The sequence below is a fragment of the Corynebacterium sp. ACRPJ genome, from assembly GCF_022347345.1.
GTDB classification, from domain to species: Bacteria; Actinomycetota; Actinomycetes; order Mycobacteriales; family Mycobacteriaceae; genus Corynebacterium; species Corynebacterium tuberculostearicum_D.
This window is the reverse complement of record NZ_JAKRNC010000001.1, coordinates 119,898-135,826: the sequence shown is the minus strand read 5'-3', so window position 1 is coordinate 135,826 and position 15,929 is coordinate 119,898. Positions and strand designations below refer to the sequence as shown.

General features: G+C 59.7%; 13 protein-coding genes. 10 read left to right on the top strand and 3 right to left on the bottom strand.

What is annotated here, in order from left to right; all coding sequences use genetic code 11:
* Positions 1-20: 20 nt before the first annotated feature.
* A complete protein-coding gene (locus MHY08_RS00635; RefSeq protein WP_239234721.1) occupies positions 21-1,226 on the bottom strand; it encodes an amidohydrolase in 1,206 nt (401 codons plus the stop codon).
* Positions 1,227-1,262: 36 nt separating this feature from the next.
* Here MHY08_RS00635 and MHY08_RS00630 point away from each other — a divergent pair, with 36 nt between their 5' ends.
* On the top strand, positions 1,263-1,661 hold the full coding sequence (locus tag MHY08_RS00630; RefSeq protein ID WP_239234719.1) for a hypothetical protein: 399 nt from the start codon (positions 1,263-1,265) through the stop codon (positions 1,659-1,661).
* Here MHY08_RS00630 and MHY08_RS00625 read toward each other — a convergent pair.
* On the bottom strand, positions 1,658-2,740 hold the full coding sequence (locus tag MHY08_RS00625) for a glycerate kinase (RefSeq protein ID WP_239234717.1): 1,083 nt from the start codon (positions 2,738-2,740) through the stop codon (positions 1,658-1,660). The two genes, MHY08_RS00630 and MHY08_RS00625, sit on opposite strands and share 4 nt — an antisense overlap.
* A gap of 199 nt (positions 2,741-2,939) precedes the next feature.
* Here MHY08_RS00625 and gdhA point away from each other — a divergent pair, with 199 nt between their 5' ends.
* Entirely contained in the window at positions 2,940-4,286 is a 1,347-nt protein-coding gene (gene gdhA / locus MHY08_RS00620) for an NADP-specific glutamate dehydrogenase (protein WP_239234715.1), read from the top strand.
* 201 nt (positions 4,287-4,487) lie between these two features.
* Positions 4,488-5,246, top strand: coding sequence for a DivIVA domain-containing protein (locus MHY08_RS00615; protein ID WP_179386675.1), 759 nt, complete (start codon positions 4,488-4,490; stop codon positions 5,244-5,246).
* Positions 5,247-5,420: 174 nt separating this feature from the next.
* On the opposite strand, the gene MHY08_RS00610 is transcribed toward MHY08_RS00615, so the two are convergent.
* Entirely contained in the window at positions 5,421-6,083 is a 663-nt protein-coding gene (locus MHY08_RS00610; RefSeq protein ID WP_239193142.1) for a hypothetical protein, read from the bottom strand.
* 150 nt (positions 6,084-6,233) lie between these two features.
* Between MHY08_RS00610 and MHY08_RS00605 the strand changes: the two genes are divergently transcribed.
* The 7 genes from MHY08_RS00605 to ftsY all read left to right on the top strand — a co-directional run bounded on the left by MHY08_RS00605 (position 6,234) and on the right by ftsY (position 15,873).
* On the top strand, positions 6,234-6,779 hold the full coding sequence (locus MHY08_RS00605) for a DUF177 domain-containing protein (RefSeq protein ID WP_204608457.1): 546 nt from the start codon (positions 6,234-6,236) through the stop codon (positions 6,777-6,779).
* Positions 6,776-7,546 carry a ribonuclease III gene (gene rnc / locus MHY08_RS00600; protein ID WP_204608460.1) on the top strand — a complete coding sequence of 257 codons (771 nt, stop codon included), beginning with the start codon at positions 6,776-6,778 and terminating at the stop codon, positions 7,544-7,546. The genes MHY08_RS00605 and rnc overlap by 4 nt, the downstream gene beginning before the upstream one ends.
* Positions 7,547-7,548: 2 nt before the next feature.
* Complete coding sequence (mutM, locus tag MHY08_RS00595) at positions 7,549-8,364, top strand: bifunctional DNA-formamidopyrimidine glycosylase/DNA-(apurinic or apyrimidinic site) lyase (RefSeq protein ID WP_204608463.1); 816 nt, start codon at positions 7,549-7,551, stop codon at positions 8,362-8,364.
* 53 nt (positions 8,365-8,417) lie between these two features.
* Positions 8,418-9,917 carry a sodium:alanine symporter family protein gene (locus MHY08_RS00590; protein ID WP_239234713.1) on the top strand — a complete coding sequence of 500 codons (1,500 nt, stop codon included), beginning with the start codon at positions 8,418-8,420 and terminating at the stop codon, positions 9,915-9,917.
* A 16-nt stretch (positions 9,918-9,933) separates the two neighbouring features.
* Positions 9,934-10,218, top strand: coding sequence for an acylphosphatase (locus tag MHY08_RS00585; RefSeq protein WP_239193139.1), 285 nt, complete (start codon positions 9,934-9,936; stop codon positions 10,216-10,218).
* Between the two features lie 78 nt (positions 10,219-10,296).
* On the top strand, positions 10,297-13,818 hold the full coding sequence (gene smc / locus MHY08_RS00580; RefSeq protein WP_239234711.1) for a chromosome segregation protein SMC: 3,522 nt from the start codon (positions 10,297-10,299) through the stop codon (positions 13,816-13,818).
* Positions 13,819-13,908: 90 nt separating this feature from the next.
* Entirely contained in the window at positions 13,909-15,873 is a 1,965-nt protein-coding gene (gene ftsY, locus MHY08_RS00575) for a signal recognition particle-docking protein FtsY (RefSeq protein WP_239193137.1), read from the top strand.
* Positions 15,874-15,929: the final 56 nt, after the last annotated feature.

The following is a 15,929-nucleotide window of genomic DNA, read 5'->3' as shown; positions in this document are numbered from 1 at the left end:
GGGAAAGGCGCGCCGGGTACCTAGGGCTTTGCCAAGTAGGTCAATGCCGCACCATACGCTGCCCGGGTGGAGGCGTAGACGGTCGGGGCGTAGTCCGGCAGGAAGGTCGCCTGGTGGTTGACCGGTGGGTCTTGCAACTCGTCTTCCGGGGTGCAGCCGATGTGCCAGAAGACATAAGGCACGCCCCATGCCTGTGGTAGATAGCAAAAGTCCTCAGAGGCGGTAGAAGGGGCGGCGATGACCGAATCGGAGCCGAAGGCGGCATTGAAAACCTCGGCCACTGGTGCGTGGGCTGCGGCGTCGTTATCGGTGACCTCGCCGTGAGCGTAGTACTCAAAGGTCGGGTCTTGCTCGCTTCCGGACGCCACACACTCGGCCTTGACCATGCGTTCGAGGGAGGCATAGACCTTTTCCGCGAGTGCGGGATCGTAGTAGCGCGTATTGAGCACGAGCTCGGCGGATTCGGGAATGATGTTGTTTTTATCGCCGGAGTGTAGCTCGCCTACAGAGATGACAAAGAACTCGTGTGGGGCAACTTCGCGGCCCACGATAGCTTGGAGGCGGGTGACGATCATGGCCGCGATATAAGTGGGGTCGATGGAGTTATGGGGCATGGAAGCGTGGGCCGATTTTCCAAGGACGCAAATGCGCAAGGAATCGCAGCCGGCCATGATGGGGCCTGCGGTATGGCGTACGGTGCCGGCGCGGCCGGGCATGATGTGTTGGCCAAGGCAAATATCGGGACGCGGCACGCGCTCGATGAGGTTATCGGCCAACATGTCCTTAGCGCCCACGGAGGATTCTTCGGCCGGCTGGAAAAGGGCGAGGAAGGTGCCGGACCAGGAATTACGGGAGGCGTCGAGAAGCGCGCAGGCACCCAGCAGCGCCGTGGTGTGCATATCGTGCCCGCAGGCGTGCATCTTTCCATTAGTGGCGGAATAGGACACGCCGGTGGCCTCTTCCACGGGCAGGCCGTCAAAGTCCGCACGCAGCAAAGCAGTGGGGCCATCGCCGTTGCGGAAGATGGCGACCATGCCAAAGCCGCCGATGTTTTCTACTACCTCGCAGTCAAAATCGGCGAGCTTGGCGCGGATGCGACCGGCGGTGCGCTCCTCTTCATGCGAAAGCTCGGGGTGGCGGTGCAGGTCCTCATAAAAGTCCTGTTGCCACTCCAGATCGGCCTCCTGGGAATTGACGAGCTGGGCGATGCGGGCAGAATCAGACATGGTTTCACACCTTAGGGATTGGGTAGGGTTGGCGCTATGCCGGTTATTCAATTTGATGTTTTGGTTCCCAACGCGCAAGCAGAGCGCGTCGCGGAAATCTTTACCACCGCCACTGACAAGCTGGTGGAGAGCGGTTCGCTTTCCTCAGCTGACGTTACCCGCCCCAAGGCGCCGCAGTTTCCAGAGGGGTTGGAAGAGCAGCTGCGGCAAAATTATCGTGACGAGCATGAGGACCGTGACCTTGCGGACGCGAGCGTGCACCGCTATGACATTGCGGTGGCGGGCGTGAGTGGCTCGGTCAACCAGCTGGGCATGGTGCTCTCGCGCCTTCTAACCCCGCATGCAGTGCTGCCCAAGGACCACGTATTGCTAGAAGATGAGCTGGCGCATGAGCGGCCCGCCATCTTCCCGTGGTCGCTGTCCATTCGGCCTTAGAGCTGCTTGACGATGTCCCCGGCGGCCGCCGCCAGCTGCTGGGCCAGCGAGCCTTCTTGGCTAAGGGGAGCGCAGTAGGCGTCGGTGTCATGCTCGAAGGAGCCGGCAATGATGCCCACGGGAGTTCCGGCTTGTTGCGCGAGGCCAGTGATGGTTCCGACTGCCTTGCCGGTTAGAGACTGTTCATCAAAGCGGCCCTCGCCGGTAATGACGAGATCGGCCGAGGCGATCTTTTCTGGAAGGCCCAATGCTGCGGCCACGTGCGTGCCGCCGGACAGGACGCGCACGTGTTCGTCTGAGCCCCAGAGGATGCGCGATAGCCAGGACAGGCCAATGGGAAGGCCACCCGCGGCGCCATAGAATACAGAATCTGCATCGGTGCCGGTAACCTCGCAGGCTTGGAGCATGGCGCCGGCCAGCAGCGCTACTTGTTCGCCTTGAGCTCCCTTTTGCGGGCCGTACATGGTTGCTGCCTGCACTGGGGTAGCGCGGGTATCTGCCAGCAGTGTGAAGTCAAGCATGCCCGCCTTGATATTGAGCTGCGCGGTATCGATGTGGTCGAGCTGAACGAGGGGAGCACCGCCCTTCGGCAGGGCATAGCCGCGGGCGTCGTGCGCAGCGGCGCCGAGTGCGGTGAGGATGCCCATCCCGGCGTCAATGCTGGCGGTGCCGCCCAATCCCAGCACGATCGAGGTAGCACCGCGGGTTTCTGCATCCGCGATCAGCACGCCAGTGCCATAGGAATCGGCGTGGAGCGGATCAAGGCTGTCCTGCACGGCGGGCAGCCCGGTGGCAGCGGCGACGTCAATGAACGCAGTGGTTCCGGCGAGGACATAGCTTGCCTGGGTCAAGCGGCCGATGGCGTCGGTAGTGGGCAGGGTAATGGTCTCGGCGGATTGTCCACCGGCCGCTGCCGCCTGTGCAAGGACAGCGGCGGTGCCCTCGCCGCCATCAGCCATGGGCAGGGTGGTCACCGTGGCGTCGGGAAGCGCCTGGCGCACTCCCATAGCAATGCTGGCTGCGGCCTCGGGCGCGGAGGCGGTGCCTTTAAACGAGTCTGGGGCGACAACAATATGCATGCCCGTGATTATAAAGCCCGCCCGCGCTGGGGCACGACGCGGCTTAAGATTCGAACGGGCTACAGAAAATATTTAACTTTATTGTCGCTGGTAAGGGGTGTTGTATGTCTCCCTAAAGCCTCGAACTTGCTTGCATTATCGGTAGTTTGATAGGAAACTGGTATCTGTTCTTACAAGTCCACAGAATGGAATGCACACCATGTCAGTAGATAGCCAAATCTCTGAGTACTACGACAAATTGCTCAAGCGCAATGCGGGAGAACCGGAATTCCACCAAGCGGTTTCTGAGGTCCTGGATTCGCTGAAAATTGTCCTGGAAAAGGATCCGCAGTACGCGGACTACGGCCTGGTGGAGCGCCTGTGCGAGCCTGAACGCCAGCTCATCTTCCGTGTGCCATGGATTGACGATAATGGCGAAATCCAGGTCAACCGCGGCTTCCGCGTTCAGTTCAACTCCGCGCTCGGCCCCTACAAGGGCGGCCTGCGATTCCACCCCTCGGTCAACCTGGGCATCATCAAGTTCCTTGGCTTCGAGCAGATCTTCAAAAACTCCCTGACCGGCCTGCCCATTGGTGGCGGCAAGGGCGGTTCTGACTTTGATCCCAAGGGCAAGTCCGAGGTGGAGGTCATGCGCTTTTGCCAGTCCTTCATGACCGAGCTGCACCGCCACATTGGCGAATATCGCGACGTGCCGGCCGGCGACATTGGCGTCGGCGGCCGCGAGATCGGTTTTCTCTTTGGCCAGTACCGCCGCCTGACCACCCAGCATGAATCCGGCATCCTCACTGGCAAGGGGCTGACCTGGGGTGGCTCCCTGGTCCGTACTGAAGCCACGGGCTTTGGCACGGTCTACCTCACCAATGAGATGATGAAGACGCACGGCGAGTCTTTCGACGGTGCCAAGGTTATCGTCTCCGGTTCTGGCAATGTGGCTATCTACGCTGCCGCTAAGGCCCAAGAGCTCGGCGCCACCGTAGTTGCGATGTCTGATTCCTCCGGCTACATCACCACCCCGAATGGCGTGGACATTGAACTGCTCAAGGATGTAAAGGAAACCCGCCGTGAACGTATTTCCACCTACGCCGAAGAGGCTGGAAACGGAGTGGAATTCCACAAAGGCGGAAATATCTGGGAAGTAAAGGCAGACGTAGCTCTACCATGTGCCACCCAAAATGAGCTCGATGGCGAATCCGCAAAAAAGCTCGTTGACGGCGGCGTGCGCTACGTAGCCGAAGGCGCTAATATGCCGTCTACCCCAGAGGCGGTCCACATCTTCCAAGAATCCAAGATCAACTTCGCGCCGGGCAAGGCCGCCAACGCTGGTGGCGTTGCTACCTCCGCGCTAGAAATGCAGCAAAACGCATCCCGCGACTCCTGGTCCTTTGAGTACACCGATGATCGCCTCCATGCGATCATGTCCAATATCTTTAAAAACATCGATAGCACAGCTAAGGAATATGACCGTGAAGGCGACTACGTTGCCGGCGCGAATATCGCTGGCTTCAAGAAGGTAGCGGACGCCATGCTGGCACAGGGCGTGATTTAGTAGCTCGCTTTTTCCTTTTTAGCTCCGCTTCTGCGCTGCCTTTGTGTAGTGGAGAAGGGGAGCTTGTGCTGTAAATACGCGCCATAGATTGTGTGAGTGGGCGGGTGGAAGGCGATTGTCGGCACTGGAGGGTAAATCCTCAGTACACACTCGGTGCGTGGCCTCCACGTCTGGCACGTGAGGGCATGTAAAATTCGCAGCATGTACCGTGTCTTTGAGTCCCTAGATGAACTAGTCCAGCACTTGGAAGAGGCCCATAGCCTCCCCATGACCTCTAATTGCATGGTTCCGCGCCATGAAATGCTCGCGCTTCTCGACGACCTCCGTAACGCCCTGCCCGTTGAGATTGATGACGCGCAGGATGTCTTGGATAAGCAGGATGAAATCCTGCACGGCGCCGAAGAGCGCGCGGATCAGACGATCAACGACGCTAATGCGCAGGCCGATGACATCGTGGGCCATGCTCGCGAAGAGGCGGATGCCACGGTCTCCCACGCAGAACAGCATGCCGCCAAGCTAGTGGCTGATGCTGAAGCTCGCGCTCAGTCCATGGTGGAACAGGCCCGCGCGGAAGCAGACCGCACCATCGCTCAGGCCAATGATGAATATGAACGTTCCGTTGCAGAAGGCCGCGCCGAGCAAGAGCGCATGGTTTCGGAATCGGAAGTTGTGCGCCGCGCTGATGAGGAAGCACACCGCATCGTGGAGTCCGCCCACACTGAGTCCAACCGTCTGCGCAGTGAATGCGATGAGTTTGTAGACGGCAAGCTAAGCGAATTTGAAACCACCCTCAATGGGCTGCTGCGCACCGTAAGCTCCGACCGCTCTGCACTGCGCGGCGGTGCCGGGGTCCGTTCCCGCGGCGGCGACTACCAGCCCTCGAGTCGTGCCGGCGGTGTTGCGGGCGGCTCCCGCTACGCAGAAAGTGAGAACTACGAGCGTCGCTATAACGAGCGCTAAACCTTTAAATTCTTCCTGCTCTTAAGCTTCATTTCCCGGATGGAACTGGGCTCTGGGGCTTGAGGGGTGAGGGATGGTTTAGTCCCTTAAATCAGGCACGGCCAAAGGTCCTGGTGGGTGGGCAGACGGTTTGTCGTACGCCGTCTTCCCACCCACCAGGACCTTTATGTTTCCCTACCAGCGTGAGCAGTTCAGGAGGTTGCGCGGGAGCGAGGCTGTGTGGTGGACACTGCCGGATTCGGTGCATGGGGAGCCGCTGTTAACGGTGTGTGCGGACGTGGCGCTTCCTTCCTTCCTCGAGGTGAGATGCGCAGGCGCGGCGGATTGGACGGCCATACATGCTGCAATGATTGTGGTTACTAATCCAGGGAAAAGGAATGCAACGAGTGCGGTAAAGAAATAGGAAGACAGTGACGTCAAAGAACTATCACTAAAGTTCTGCGGAAAGCACACGGCGCACATACTCACTAGCGCACCTGTGGCAACCAGCATGGTGCCTACAGAAATAAGCGCCGTGGGAATGGTCTCTCGAGAGAACCAGGTAATGGCGCCTGCGCTTAGGGAAAAGATGAGTGCGCCGGTAAGCACCGAAAGGTCCATGCCAGTGGGCAATACCAGGATGGTGCCAGCTATCAAACCAGCAATGATGCTGCAGATGAGTGCAGTAAAGAGGCGAATCCCACTAGCACCATAGATTCCTGAACGGTCCGGCCGTGGAGTCGCGTGCACGAGCGTGCCGGCAATGGTTAATACCGCGGCAGGAAGGCAGCTAAACACGGCGAATCCGAGTGCGATGCTGCGTGGATCCGTGGAGGCTAGCGCCAAGTGGTAAGTCATGCCTCCACACTAAAGACGGCTTTGGCTTGGGAAAAGGCTAATCCGGAAAGGCATAGGCCCTTTTACTTTAAACGACAGACTCTTGACAGAAAGTTTGCCTGTGCTGGCCGCTAGGCGGAGTTTGCGGGGCAAGGTAGACTACCTAGTGTTATGACATCACCATTGAAGTTCGATGTGGGCGAATTGTTGAACGCCCAAGGCGCTGACGCACTGCCGGAGCAACGCACCCAGACCGGCCCCGCACCTGAGAGGATCGGCGTCGAGATGATCGCCATTCCGAAGGGCGAGGAGCTCACCGTAGACGCCACCTTAACCCCTCTAGGTGCAGGTGTCTTGGTGGACGCCAACGTATCCGGACGGCTAACCGGGGAATGTTCCCGCTGCTTGAAGGAACTGCACCCGCAGCTGGATCTCCACGTCACGCAGGTCTTTGCCGCCGATGACTCCTTTGTCTCTGGCGATGATCCTGCAGCCGATGATGAAGGTTCCGGAGATGAGATTCCGGAGATCGAGGATGATGAGCTGGACCTTTTGCAGGCCGTGATCGATGAGGCAGGCCTCAACCTTCCCTTCGCGCCGGTGTGTGAGGACGGCTGTGAGATTGACACGCCTGAAGGGGTGACCACCGGTATCTCTGGCGAAGAAGAGGAAGACAAGGTCGATCCCCGCTGGGCTGGTTTGGAGAAGTTCCTATGAGCCGCAAAAAGAAGCTAACCGGGGAAGAGGCACTGGCAGCCGAATTTGCTGCAGTAGACCACAGCCCACTGTTGGAATCGCTCGGCGTGGACTTGCAGCCAGAACACCTGCGTTTGGCGCTTACTCACCGCTCGTTTGCCAATGAGAATGGGCATTTGCCTAATAACGAGCGCTTGGAGTTTCTGGGCGATGCGGTGCTGGGCCTGTCGGTGGCCTCCCAGCTCTACATCACTTATCCTTCTCGTCCGGAATCGGATATTTCCAAGATGCGTGCCTCGATCGTCTCGCGCTATGGCCTATCGGATATCGCTCGTGAGATAAACCTCGGCCCGCACATTTTGCTGGGCAAGGGCGAGCAGTCCACTGGTGGACGCGATAAGGATTCCATCCTTGCCGATACCACCGAGGCAATCTTTGGCGCCATCTACCGCGAGCATGGATTCGAAACCGCGCGAGAAGTCATCCTGCGCCTATTTGCAGAAAAGATCGACAATGCGACCGTGAGTGGTCGCCACCTGGATTGGAAGACCACCTTGCAGGAGCTGTGCGCCGAGCTTAAGGCACCGATGCCGGTCTATTCGGCTACCTCCACTGGCCCAGAACATGATCAGACCTTTAACGCGGTAGCTACCGTCGCTGGTCTGACCGTGGGCAATGGAGTGGGCCACAATAAAAAGCTGGCCGAGCAGCAAGCGGCTCAGGAGGCCTGCCAGACCCTCCGCGAAACCCCGCTTTTGGTCCAGGGCACCGCGCATAAAGAAGGCTAAGTATGCCGGAACTGCCGGAAGTCGAGTCCGTCCGCCGGGGTCTGGAGCCCCACGTGGTGGGGCGGACTTTTGAGTCTGTGCGCGTCCTGCACCCGCGTGCCAACCGTGGCCAAGATGCGCCACTTCCCGGTCTCCTAAAAGGCAAAGAGATCGCCGCTGTGGCTCGGCGGGGAAAGTTCATGTGGCTGGAATTTGTGGGCGAAGATTCCATGGATCCCCACCGCGACGTGCTCTTCATACACTTAGGCATGTCGGGCCAGGTTCGAATCGGCACGACCGATTCGCCGCATTTGCGCATTAGCGCTCAGCTAAGCGGTGGGGTAGAGCTTAGCTTTGTAGACCAGCGCACCTTTGGCTATTGGCTCTATGCACCGTGGGCGAAGATCTCGCACATTGGCATTGACCCGTTGGAACCAGATTTCGACATTGTGGCAACCGCCCGGCGCCTGCGGGCAAAGAAGACTGCAGTAAAGACTGCACTGTTGGATCAAACCTTGGCTTCTGGAATCGGCAATATCTATGCCGATGAATCCCTGTGGGCGGCACAGATTCCGCCCCGCAAAAGGGCATCGACGTTGCGCCAAATGGATGCCGTAGCCCTGCTCGAAGCGGCTCAAGAGGTCATGACCGCCGCCCTAAAAGTGGGTGGCACGAGCTTCGATTCCTTGTACGTCAACGTGAATGGTGAATCGGGATACTTCTCGCGGTCCCTGGCCGCGTATGGGCGGGCTGGCCAGCCCTGTCGGCGGTGTGGAACGCCCTTGGAGCGCTGCGTAATTTCAGGACGATCCACCCATTTCTGCCCCCATTGTCAATAAGTTATGGCGCATGGGGTTCACGTTGTGAACCTCAAGGCAGTAAATTATTCTGCATGGATTTTCTTGAAAATGTCGTAACGACATTTAATGACGGCGTCTGGTCGTGGATTCTGCCCTGGCTGCTCATCGCGGCGGGCCTATTCTTCGGCATCCGTACCGCTTTGGTGCAGGTGCGCATGGTGCCGGATATGTTCCGCGCCGTCGTCGAGCGACCCAAGGGGGAGGGCCGCGATGAGGACGAGGACTATGGCGGCATCTCTGCTTTCAAGGCCTTTACCATCTCGGCCGCCTCCCGCGTTGGCACCGGCAATGTGGCCGGCGTGGCCGTGGCTATTTCCGTGGGCGGCCCAGGTGCTGTCTTTTGGATGTGGCTCATCGCTATCCTTGGTGGTGCAACTGCATTTATCGAGTCCACCCTGGCGCAGCTGTGGAAGGTGCGCGATGGTGATGGATACCGCGGCGGCCCGGCGTACTACATGAAACGCGGCTTGGGCTGGGGCCCGCTTGGCGCGCTTTTCTCCATCGCTATCGCCTTTACCTTTGGTTTGGTCTACAACGCCTTTCAGACCAACGCCATTGCAGATGCGGTGTCCTTCTCCTTTGACCGCGATGACACCATGTTCCGCTCCATTATCGGTGTTGTTATTGCCGTGGTTGCGGGCCTCATCATCTTTGGCGGCGTGAACCGCATTGCCAATATCACCCAGATCATCGTGCCTTTTATGGCGGTGGCCTACCTGCTTATCGGCGGCTTTGTAGTCATCACCAACTTTGACAAGGTGCCGGGAATGATTGGCGATATTGTCGGCCACGCTCTGGGTATTAAGGAAATCGCTGGCGCCGGTCTCGGCGCGGCCATGATGAAGGGCATTCAGCGCGGACTGTTCTCCAACGAAGCTGGTGAGGGCTCTGCTCCGAACGCAGCGGCTACCGCGGCAGTCTCCCACCCGGTCAAGCAGGGCCTGGTACAAACCCTTGGCGTGTACTTCGACACCTTGGTGGTGTGTACCATCACCGCCTTTATCATCTTGCTGGGGCCGGAGATTGCCTACGGCGCTGAAGCAGAAGGCGTCTCCTTGACCCAGGCGGCTTTGTCTTCTGAGGTGGGCGAGTGGGGAATCCACTTCGTCAGCTTCATCCTCTTTTTCCTGGCTTTCTCCTCCATCCTGGGCAATTATTACTTGGCGGAATCTAACCTGGAGTACCTCACCCAAAGCAAGCCTGCGCTGGTAATCTTCCGCCTCGTCGTGCTTTTCTTTGTCTGGTTCGGCGCAGTGGGTTCCCTGCCGCTGGTCTTTGCTTTGGCCGATACCGGTGCGGCAACCATGGTGATCCTCAATATCATCGCCATCGTGCCACTATCCGGTGTGGCGATTAAGTTGCTCAAGAATTACAACGAGCAGCGCAGCCACGGCATCGATCCGGTATTCCACCGCGACATGATGCCGGAGCTGAAGGGCGTAGAGTGCTGGGACGGATCGGATCCTGTCACTCGCCGCAGCGAAGAGGATCGCCGCGTGTTGCGCGATAAGGGACACCACGACCGCTATTAGAAATTAGGGAGGCAGCATGGCACTGGAAAGAATGACTGCTTTTGTCCATGGGCACGTCCAAGGCGTGGGCTTTCGCTGGTGGACGCGCTCCCGTGCCTTGGAACTCGGTTTGAGCGGGCATGCCACCAATCTGAGAGATGGCCGGGTGCAGGTGGTAGCAGAAGGTCCGCGGGAGAAATGCGAGGAATTGCTGGGACTCCTCAAAGAACAGCCGAGTACGACTCGGCGCCCGGGAACGGTGGATTTGGTTGTCGAACAATGGGCTGCCCCTAAGGGCGAATCTGGCTTCATTGAACGCTAACTCGCAGCACAAGCCCGCTGGAGCGAACCGCCAGGCTCGGCTGGGCAGCTGCGTTCAAGGCTTGCTAAACTTACCCAAATGCACCTGAAATCGCTGACGCTGAAAGGCTTCAAATCATTCGCGTCGGCGACGTCTCTGAAATTCGAGCCAGGAATTTGCGCCGTCGTCGGACCGAATGGCTCCGGCAAGTCCAATGTGGTGGACGCCCTGGCCTGGGTTATGGGTGAGGGAAGCGCCAAGACGCTGCGCGGCGGAAAGATGCAGGACGTCATCTTTGCCGGCGCCGGTGATCGCAAAGCGCTGGGGCGCGCCGAGGTCACCCTCACCATCGATAATGCGGACGGTGCGTTGCCGATCGAATACTCGGAAGTGTCGGTCACCCGCCGCATGTTCCGCGATGGTGCCAGCGAATACGAAATCAATGGCTCCAAAGCGCGCCTGATGGATATTCAGGAGCTGCTATCTGATTCCGGTATTGGCCGCGAGATGCACATTATCGTCGGCCAGGGCAAGCTTTCTGAGATCCTAGAATCGCGGCCCGAGGATCGGCGCTCGTATATCGAAGAGGCAGCGGGTGTGCTTAAGCACCGCCGCCGCAAGGAAAAAGCGCAGCGCAAGCTCACCGGCATGCAGGCCAATTTGGATCGCCTGCAGGACCTTACTGATGAGTTGGGCAAACAGCTCAAGCCTTTGGCCCGCCAAGCAGAGGCCGCGCAGCGCGCCGCCACTGTGCAGGCTGATCTGCGCGACGCCCGCCTGCGGCTGGCAGGAGATAGGGTGGTGCGCCTGCGCAGCAAGTTCCAGGAGGCCGAGCGCGCGGCAGAGGTCTTAGCCGAGCAAGTAGAAGAAGTTACCGCGCAGCTGGAAGAAGCAACGGGTTCTCAGTTAGAAGTGGAAGCCCAGCTGGAAGAGGTAAACCCCAAGGCGGAGGCGGCTCAAAAACTGTGGTTCGACCTGTCCACGCTATCCGAGCGCATTTCCGCGACCCAGCGCATTGCGGAGGAACGAGCGGCCAATGCCGGCGCGCAGGTGGCCTATTCTGGCCAGGATCCGGATGACCTAGAGGCACGGGCTGCTCGCGCGGACGAAGAACATGCAGAGCTTCTCGCTGCGGCAGAGGAAGCTGCGGAACGCCTAGAGGCTATCCGCGAGGAGGTAGCAGAGCGTCGTGAGGCATTCGAGGCCGCTGAGCGCGAGCACATGGCGCAGCTGCGTGCCATTGCGGATAGGCGTGAGGGCGTCGTCCGCCTCATCGCTGCAGAAGAAAAGGCGGCAGGCCAGGTAACTTCGGCAGAAGAGGAGCTGGCGCGTCAAGAGGAGACCTTGACTTCTACCAAGCAGCGTACCCAAGCTGCCCAGGCGGAAGCCGATGAGGTGGCGGATAAGTTGCAGTCTTTGGCCGGTGAGCGTGAGCCGCTCGAGGAAGCCCATGTGCGAGCGGCCAGTGAATCGGGTGCGGCCGATAAGCGTTTGGAGCAGCTACGCGATGAGCAGCGCGAGCGTGAGCGCGCTGTCTACACGTTGCGCTCCCGCATCGATACCTTGGCCCAGACTGCGCCGGAAACGGTTGATGTAGGCGAGCAGTTCCAACCGTTGGCGGAGTTCATCACCACCAAGTACGAGACGGCGGTAGCTGCCGCGTTGGGTGCTTTTGCAGAGGCCCAGGCGGGCGAGATTTCTGCCCAGCTGATTGCGGACTTAGAAAAGGGCACGCGCTCCGCGCTTATCGACGTCTCCGTGGCCGCCCCCTCCTCTTCCTGGCGCGTGGATGCGACATTGCCCGCAGGCACCTCGTGGTTGCTCGACCACATTGCGGTGGTTCCAGAGGTATCCGCAGCGCTGCACCGCCTCCTTGCGGATGTCGTACTCGTCTCCGATGTCGCGGAGGCGAAAAAGCTGGTGGCAGAGGATCCCCGCCTGCGTGCCGTCACCGAATCCGGCGTGGTGCTGGGTGAAGGTTGGGTAGAAGTAGGCACCGGTGCCTCATCCACCGTCGAGGTTTCCGCTCGCATCGCGGAGGCAGAGGAGCAGTTGGAATCTGCCACGCAGGAGCTGGAAGAACTCTCCGGCACGCTCGAGGGCGCGAAGATCGCGGCGGAGGATGCCCGGGTGACTGCAGCCTCGGCGAAGGCAGCCTTGCGCGAGCACGATACCGAAGTTGATGCGTGGAAGCGCGATCATCAACGCCTGCTCAAGCAGTACGAGGCTAATAAGAACGAGCACGAGAAGGCCGCGGCGCGGGCGACCGAGATCGAGGTCAAGCTCACCGAGGCCCGCACGCAGCTTGCCGACGCCCGCGATAGGCTCGCCCGCGTCGATGCGGACGAGCAGCCCGACGAACCTTCTTCGGTAGAGCGCGACGAGGCCTCCGCAGCATTAGAGCAGGTCAAGTCCATGGAAATGGAGGCGCAGGTGGCGGCCCGCTCGGCCCAAGACCACGTGGGTCAGGTAGCGGGGAAGGGTGAGGCGTTGCGTCGCCAAGCGCAGCATGAACGCCAAGCCAAAGCCCGCCATGAGCAAGCCATGGCGCGCCGCAAGGCCCAGGGAGAGTTGGCCGGTGCGGTAGCCAAGCATTCACGCGATCTGGCCGCGCGCGCCACGCAGCTGCTTGAGCGCGCTACCTCTGAGCGCGATGACTACTTTGCGCAGCGCACCTCCTTAAACTCGCAGCTGCAGCAGGTCAAGCAACATGTCTCGGCCGCGCGGCAGCAGCTGGACCGGCTGACCAATCGCGCCCATGACTCGGAAATTGCTCGCTCCCAGGCGCAGGTGCGTGTGGACGAAGCAGAAGCCAAGATTGTGGAACAGCTGGGCATTGCGATTTCGGATCTCTTGCAGGACTACACTCCAGGCGAAGATTTCGACCGCCGGGCGGAAAACGCGCGCTTGAAGCAAGCAGAAAAGGACCTCAATTCACTAGGCAAGGTCAATCCGCTCGCGCTGGAAGAATACAAGGCTTTGGAGGAGCGCTATTCCTTCCTGTCCACTCAGTTAGAGGATGTCATCCAAGCCCGCAAGGATCTTGCGGGCGTTATCGAAGACGTAGACGCGCAGATTTTGCAACTGTTTACAGATGCATGGCACGACGTCGAAGCAGAATTTCCAAAGGTTTTCCAGACCCTTTTCCCCGGTGGCGAGGGACGCCTTATCCTCACAGAGCCGGAGGACATGCTCACCACCGGCATCGAGGTGGAAGCACGCCCACCGGGCAAGAAGGTCAAGCGCCTGTCCTTGCTATCTGGTGGCGAGAAGTCGCTTACTGCGCTTGCGATGCTGGTAGCCATCTTCCGCGCCCGTCCCAGCCCGTTCTATGTCATGGACGAGGTTGAGGCAGCGCTTGATGACGTCAACCTGCGCCGCCTCATTGCCCTCTTTGAGGAGCTGCGAAAGGACTCGCAGCTCATCGTCATTACGCACCAAAAACCGACGATGGATGTTGCCAACGTCCTTTATGGCGTAACCATGCGCGGCGATGGTGTTACTCGCGTGATTTCGCAGCGCATGAATCCCGCAGGCAGCGCCCCTGGAACGGAGCAAGCCAGCGAGGATGCTACTCGCTTGGGTGTAGATGCTCCCCGCGGTGACGAGGCGGGGAAGTAGCCTGGGGTTCGTCCACTTCCCGCAGGCCCCCTTCCGCTATAGGAGGGGGTTTGACGTGCCGCGAGCTGAGAAGACTGGCACTATAGAGGCATGAATTCTTTATGGTTATGGATCGGCATTGCGATCGTCGTCATCGTGCTGATTATTCTTCTCGTGGTAATCGGCAAAAAGCGCGGCGACGCCAAGAAGGTGTCCTTTGATAAGCCTGCTGAGGAAGAACCGAAGCAGCTGACCCAGGAGCAAAAGTCCGGCAACTATCAAGCCAAGTCCGGCTTTAACTTCGCTCCTGCTGGCGGCGCTAAGGAAGCGCAGAAAGCCCCGGTTCAGGCGGACAAGCCGGCTCAAGCACAGCAGGCAGCTAAGGCAGAGCCGAACGCTGCAGAACCGAATGCTACTGACATCGCCAATGAGCAGCTCAGCGGCAAGACCTCGCAGCCGAAGGAAAAGCCGCAGGCACAGGCTAAGCCGCAGGCTGATAAGCCACAGTCTGCTCAGCCCACGGCCGATGCCGCGGCAAACAAGCCCGTGGCCGACAAGCCTGTGGCCGAAAAGCCCGTGGCAGAGGAACCAGAAACCAAACCGGCACAACAGCAGCGGAAGCCGGCGAAGACCGACAAGCCGGCAGAGCCTACTAAGCAGGCCCAGGCCCAAGCGCCAGCGGAGGAGAAGAAGCAAGCGGCAGAATCTTCCGCTGATAAGGCAGATAAACCACAGTCCAAGGGAACTGGCGCTGCGGCCGCGGCTGCTGCTGGCGCGGCAGGCGTAGCGGGTGCGGCAGCTGGGGCGTCGGAAAGCGAAGAATCGCACGCGGACCGTGCCCCGGAAGCGGCTGGGCAGCCAGAAGCTGCACCCAAGCCGGAAGAGCCGGCAGCTGCCGAAAAGGCGGAAACTCCAGAAGACGTTGTCTCCGTGGAAAATGCCGAGGTAGCAGAGGAGTCCCCAGTCTTCGACGAGGTTGTTGAAGACAATGATGCCGAAGACATCGAAGAGCGAGTGGACGACCGCGAGGAAGCCGAAGAAGCCGCAGCCGCAGCCGAGGCACAAACCGGTGCCGCCGAGGCGGCCAAGGAACAGACCGAGGTTCCAGAGGGAGAACCTGCTCCAGCGCCAGCTCCGCAGGATGATATCGCACCCGCTGGTGGACGTCTTGGCCGTTTGCGTGGACGCCTTTCGCGCTCGCAGAATGCCATCGGCCAGGGGCTCATGGGAATTTTGTCCGCAGGCGATCTGGATGAAGACGCCTGGGAGGAAGTCGAAGACACGCTCATCATGGCGGATTTGGGCACCAAGTCCACGATGAAGGTGACTGATTCCCTGCGCGAAAAGATTGCAGAGCGCGGCGTTTCCAGCGAGGATGAGGCACGTGCCATGCTGCGCGAATGCCTCATTGAGGCAGGTCACCCAGAGATGGATCGCTCCATTAAGGCCATGCCGAATGAGGGCAAGCCAGCAATCGTCATGGTCGTCGGTGTCAATGGCACCGGTAAAACCACAACCACCGGCAAGCTTGCTCGCGTGCTGGTAGCCATGGGCCACAAGGTCCTTTTGGGTGCTGCCGATACTTTCCGTGCTGCGGCTGCTGATCAGCTTGAGACGTGGGGTCGCCGCGTTGGCGCCGATACCGTGCGCGGCAAGGAAGGTGCCGACCCAGCATCTGTAGCCTTCGATGCGGTAGCAACCGGCGTGGAACAGCAAGTAGATGTGGTCTTGGTCGACACCGCAGGTCGCCTCCATACCTCCACGGACTTGATGGACCAGCTGGGCAAGGTCAAGCGCGTGGTAGAAAAGAAGACCGATGTGGACGAGGTCCTGCTGGTATTGGATGCCACGGTGGGGCAGAACGGCCTTACTCAGGCGCGTATTTTCCGCGAGGTAGTAGATATTACCGGTGTGGTTCTCACCAAGCTGGACGGCACTGCCAAGGGCGGAATCGTCTTCCAGGTACAAGAAGAATTGGGCGTACCAGTCAAGCTTGTGGGCTTGGGCGAAGGCGCCGATGATCTCGCGCCATTCGAGGTTGAAGGCTTCGTCGACGCCCTGTTGGGTGAGAAGTAGTAGCTAAGCTTGTAGCTCCCCCTGCATATCGGGTGCCACGTACGTGCGCCACGGTG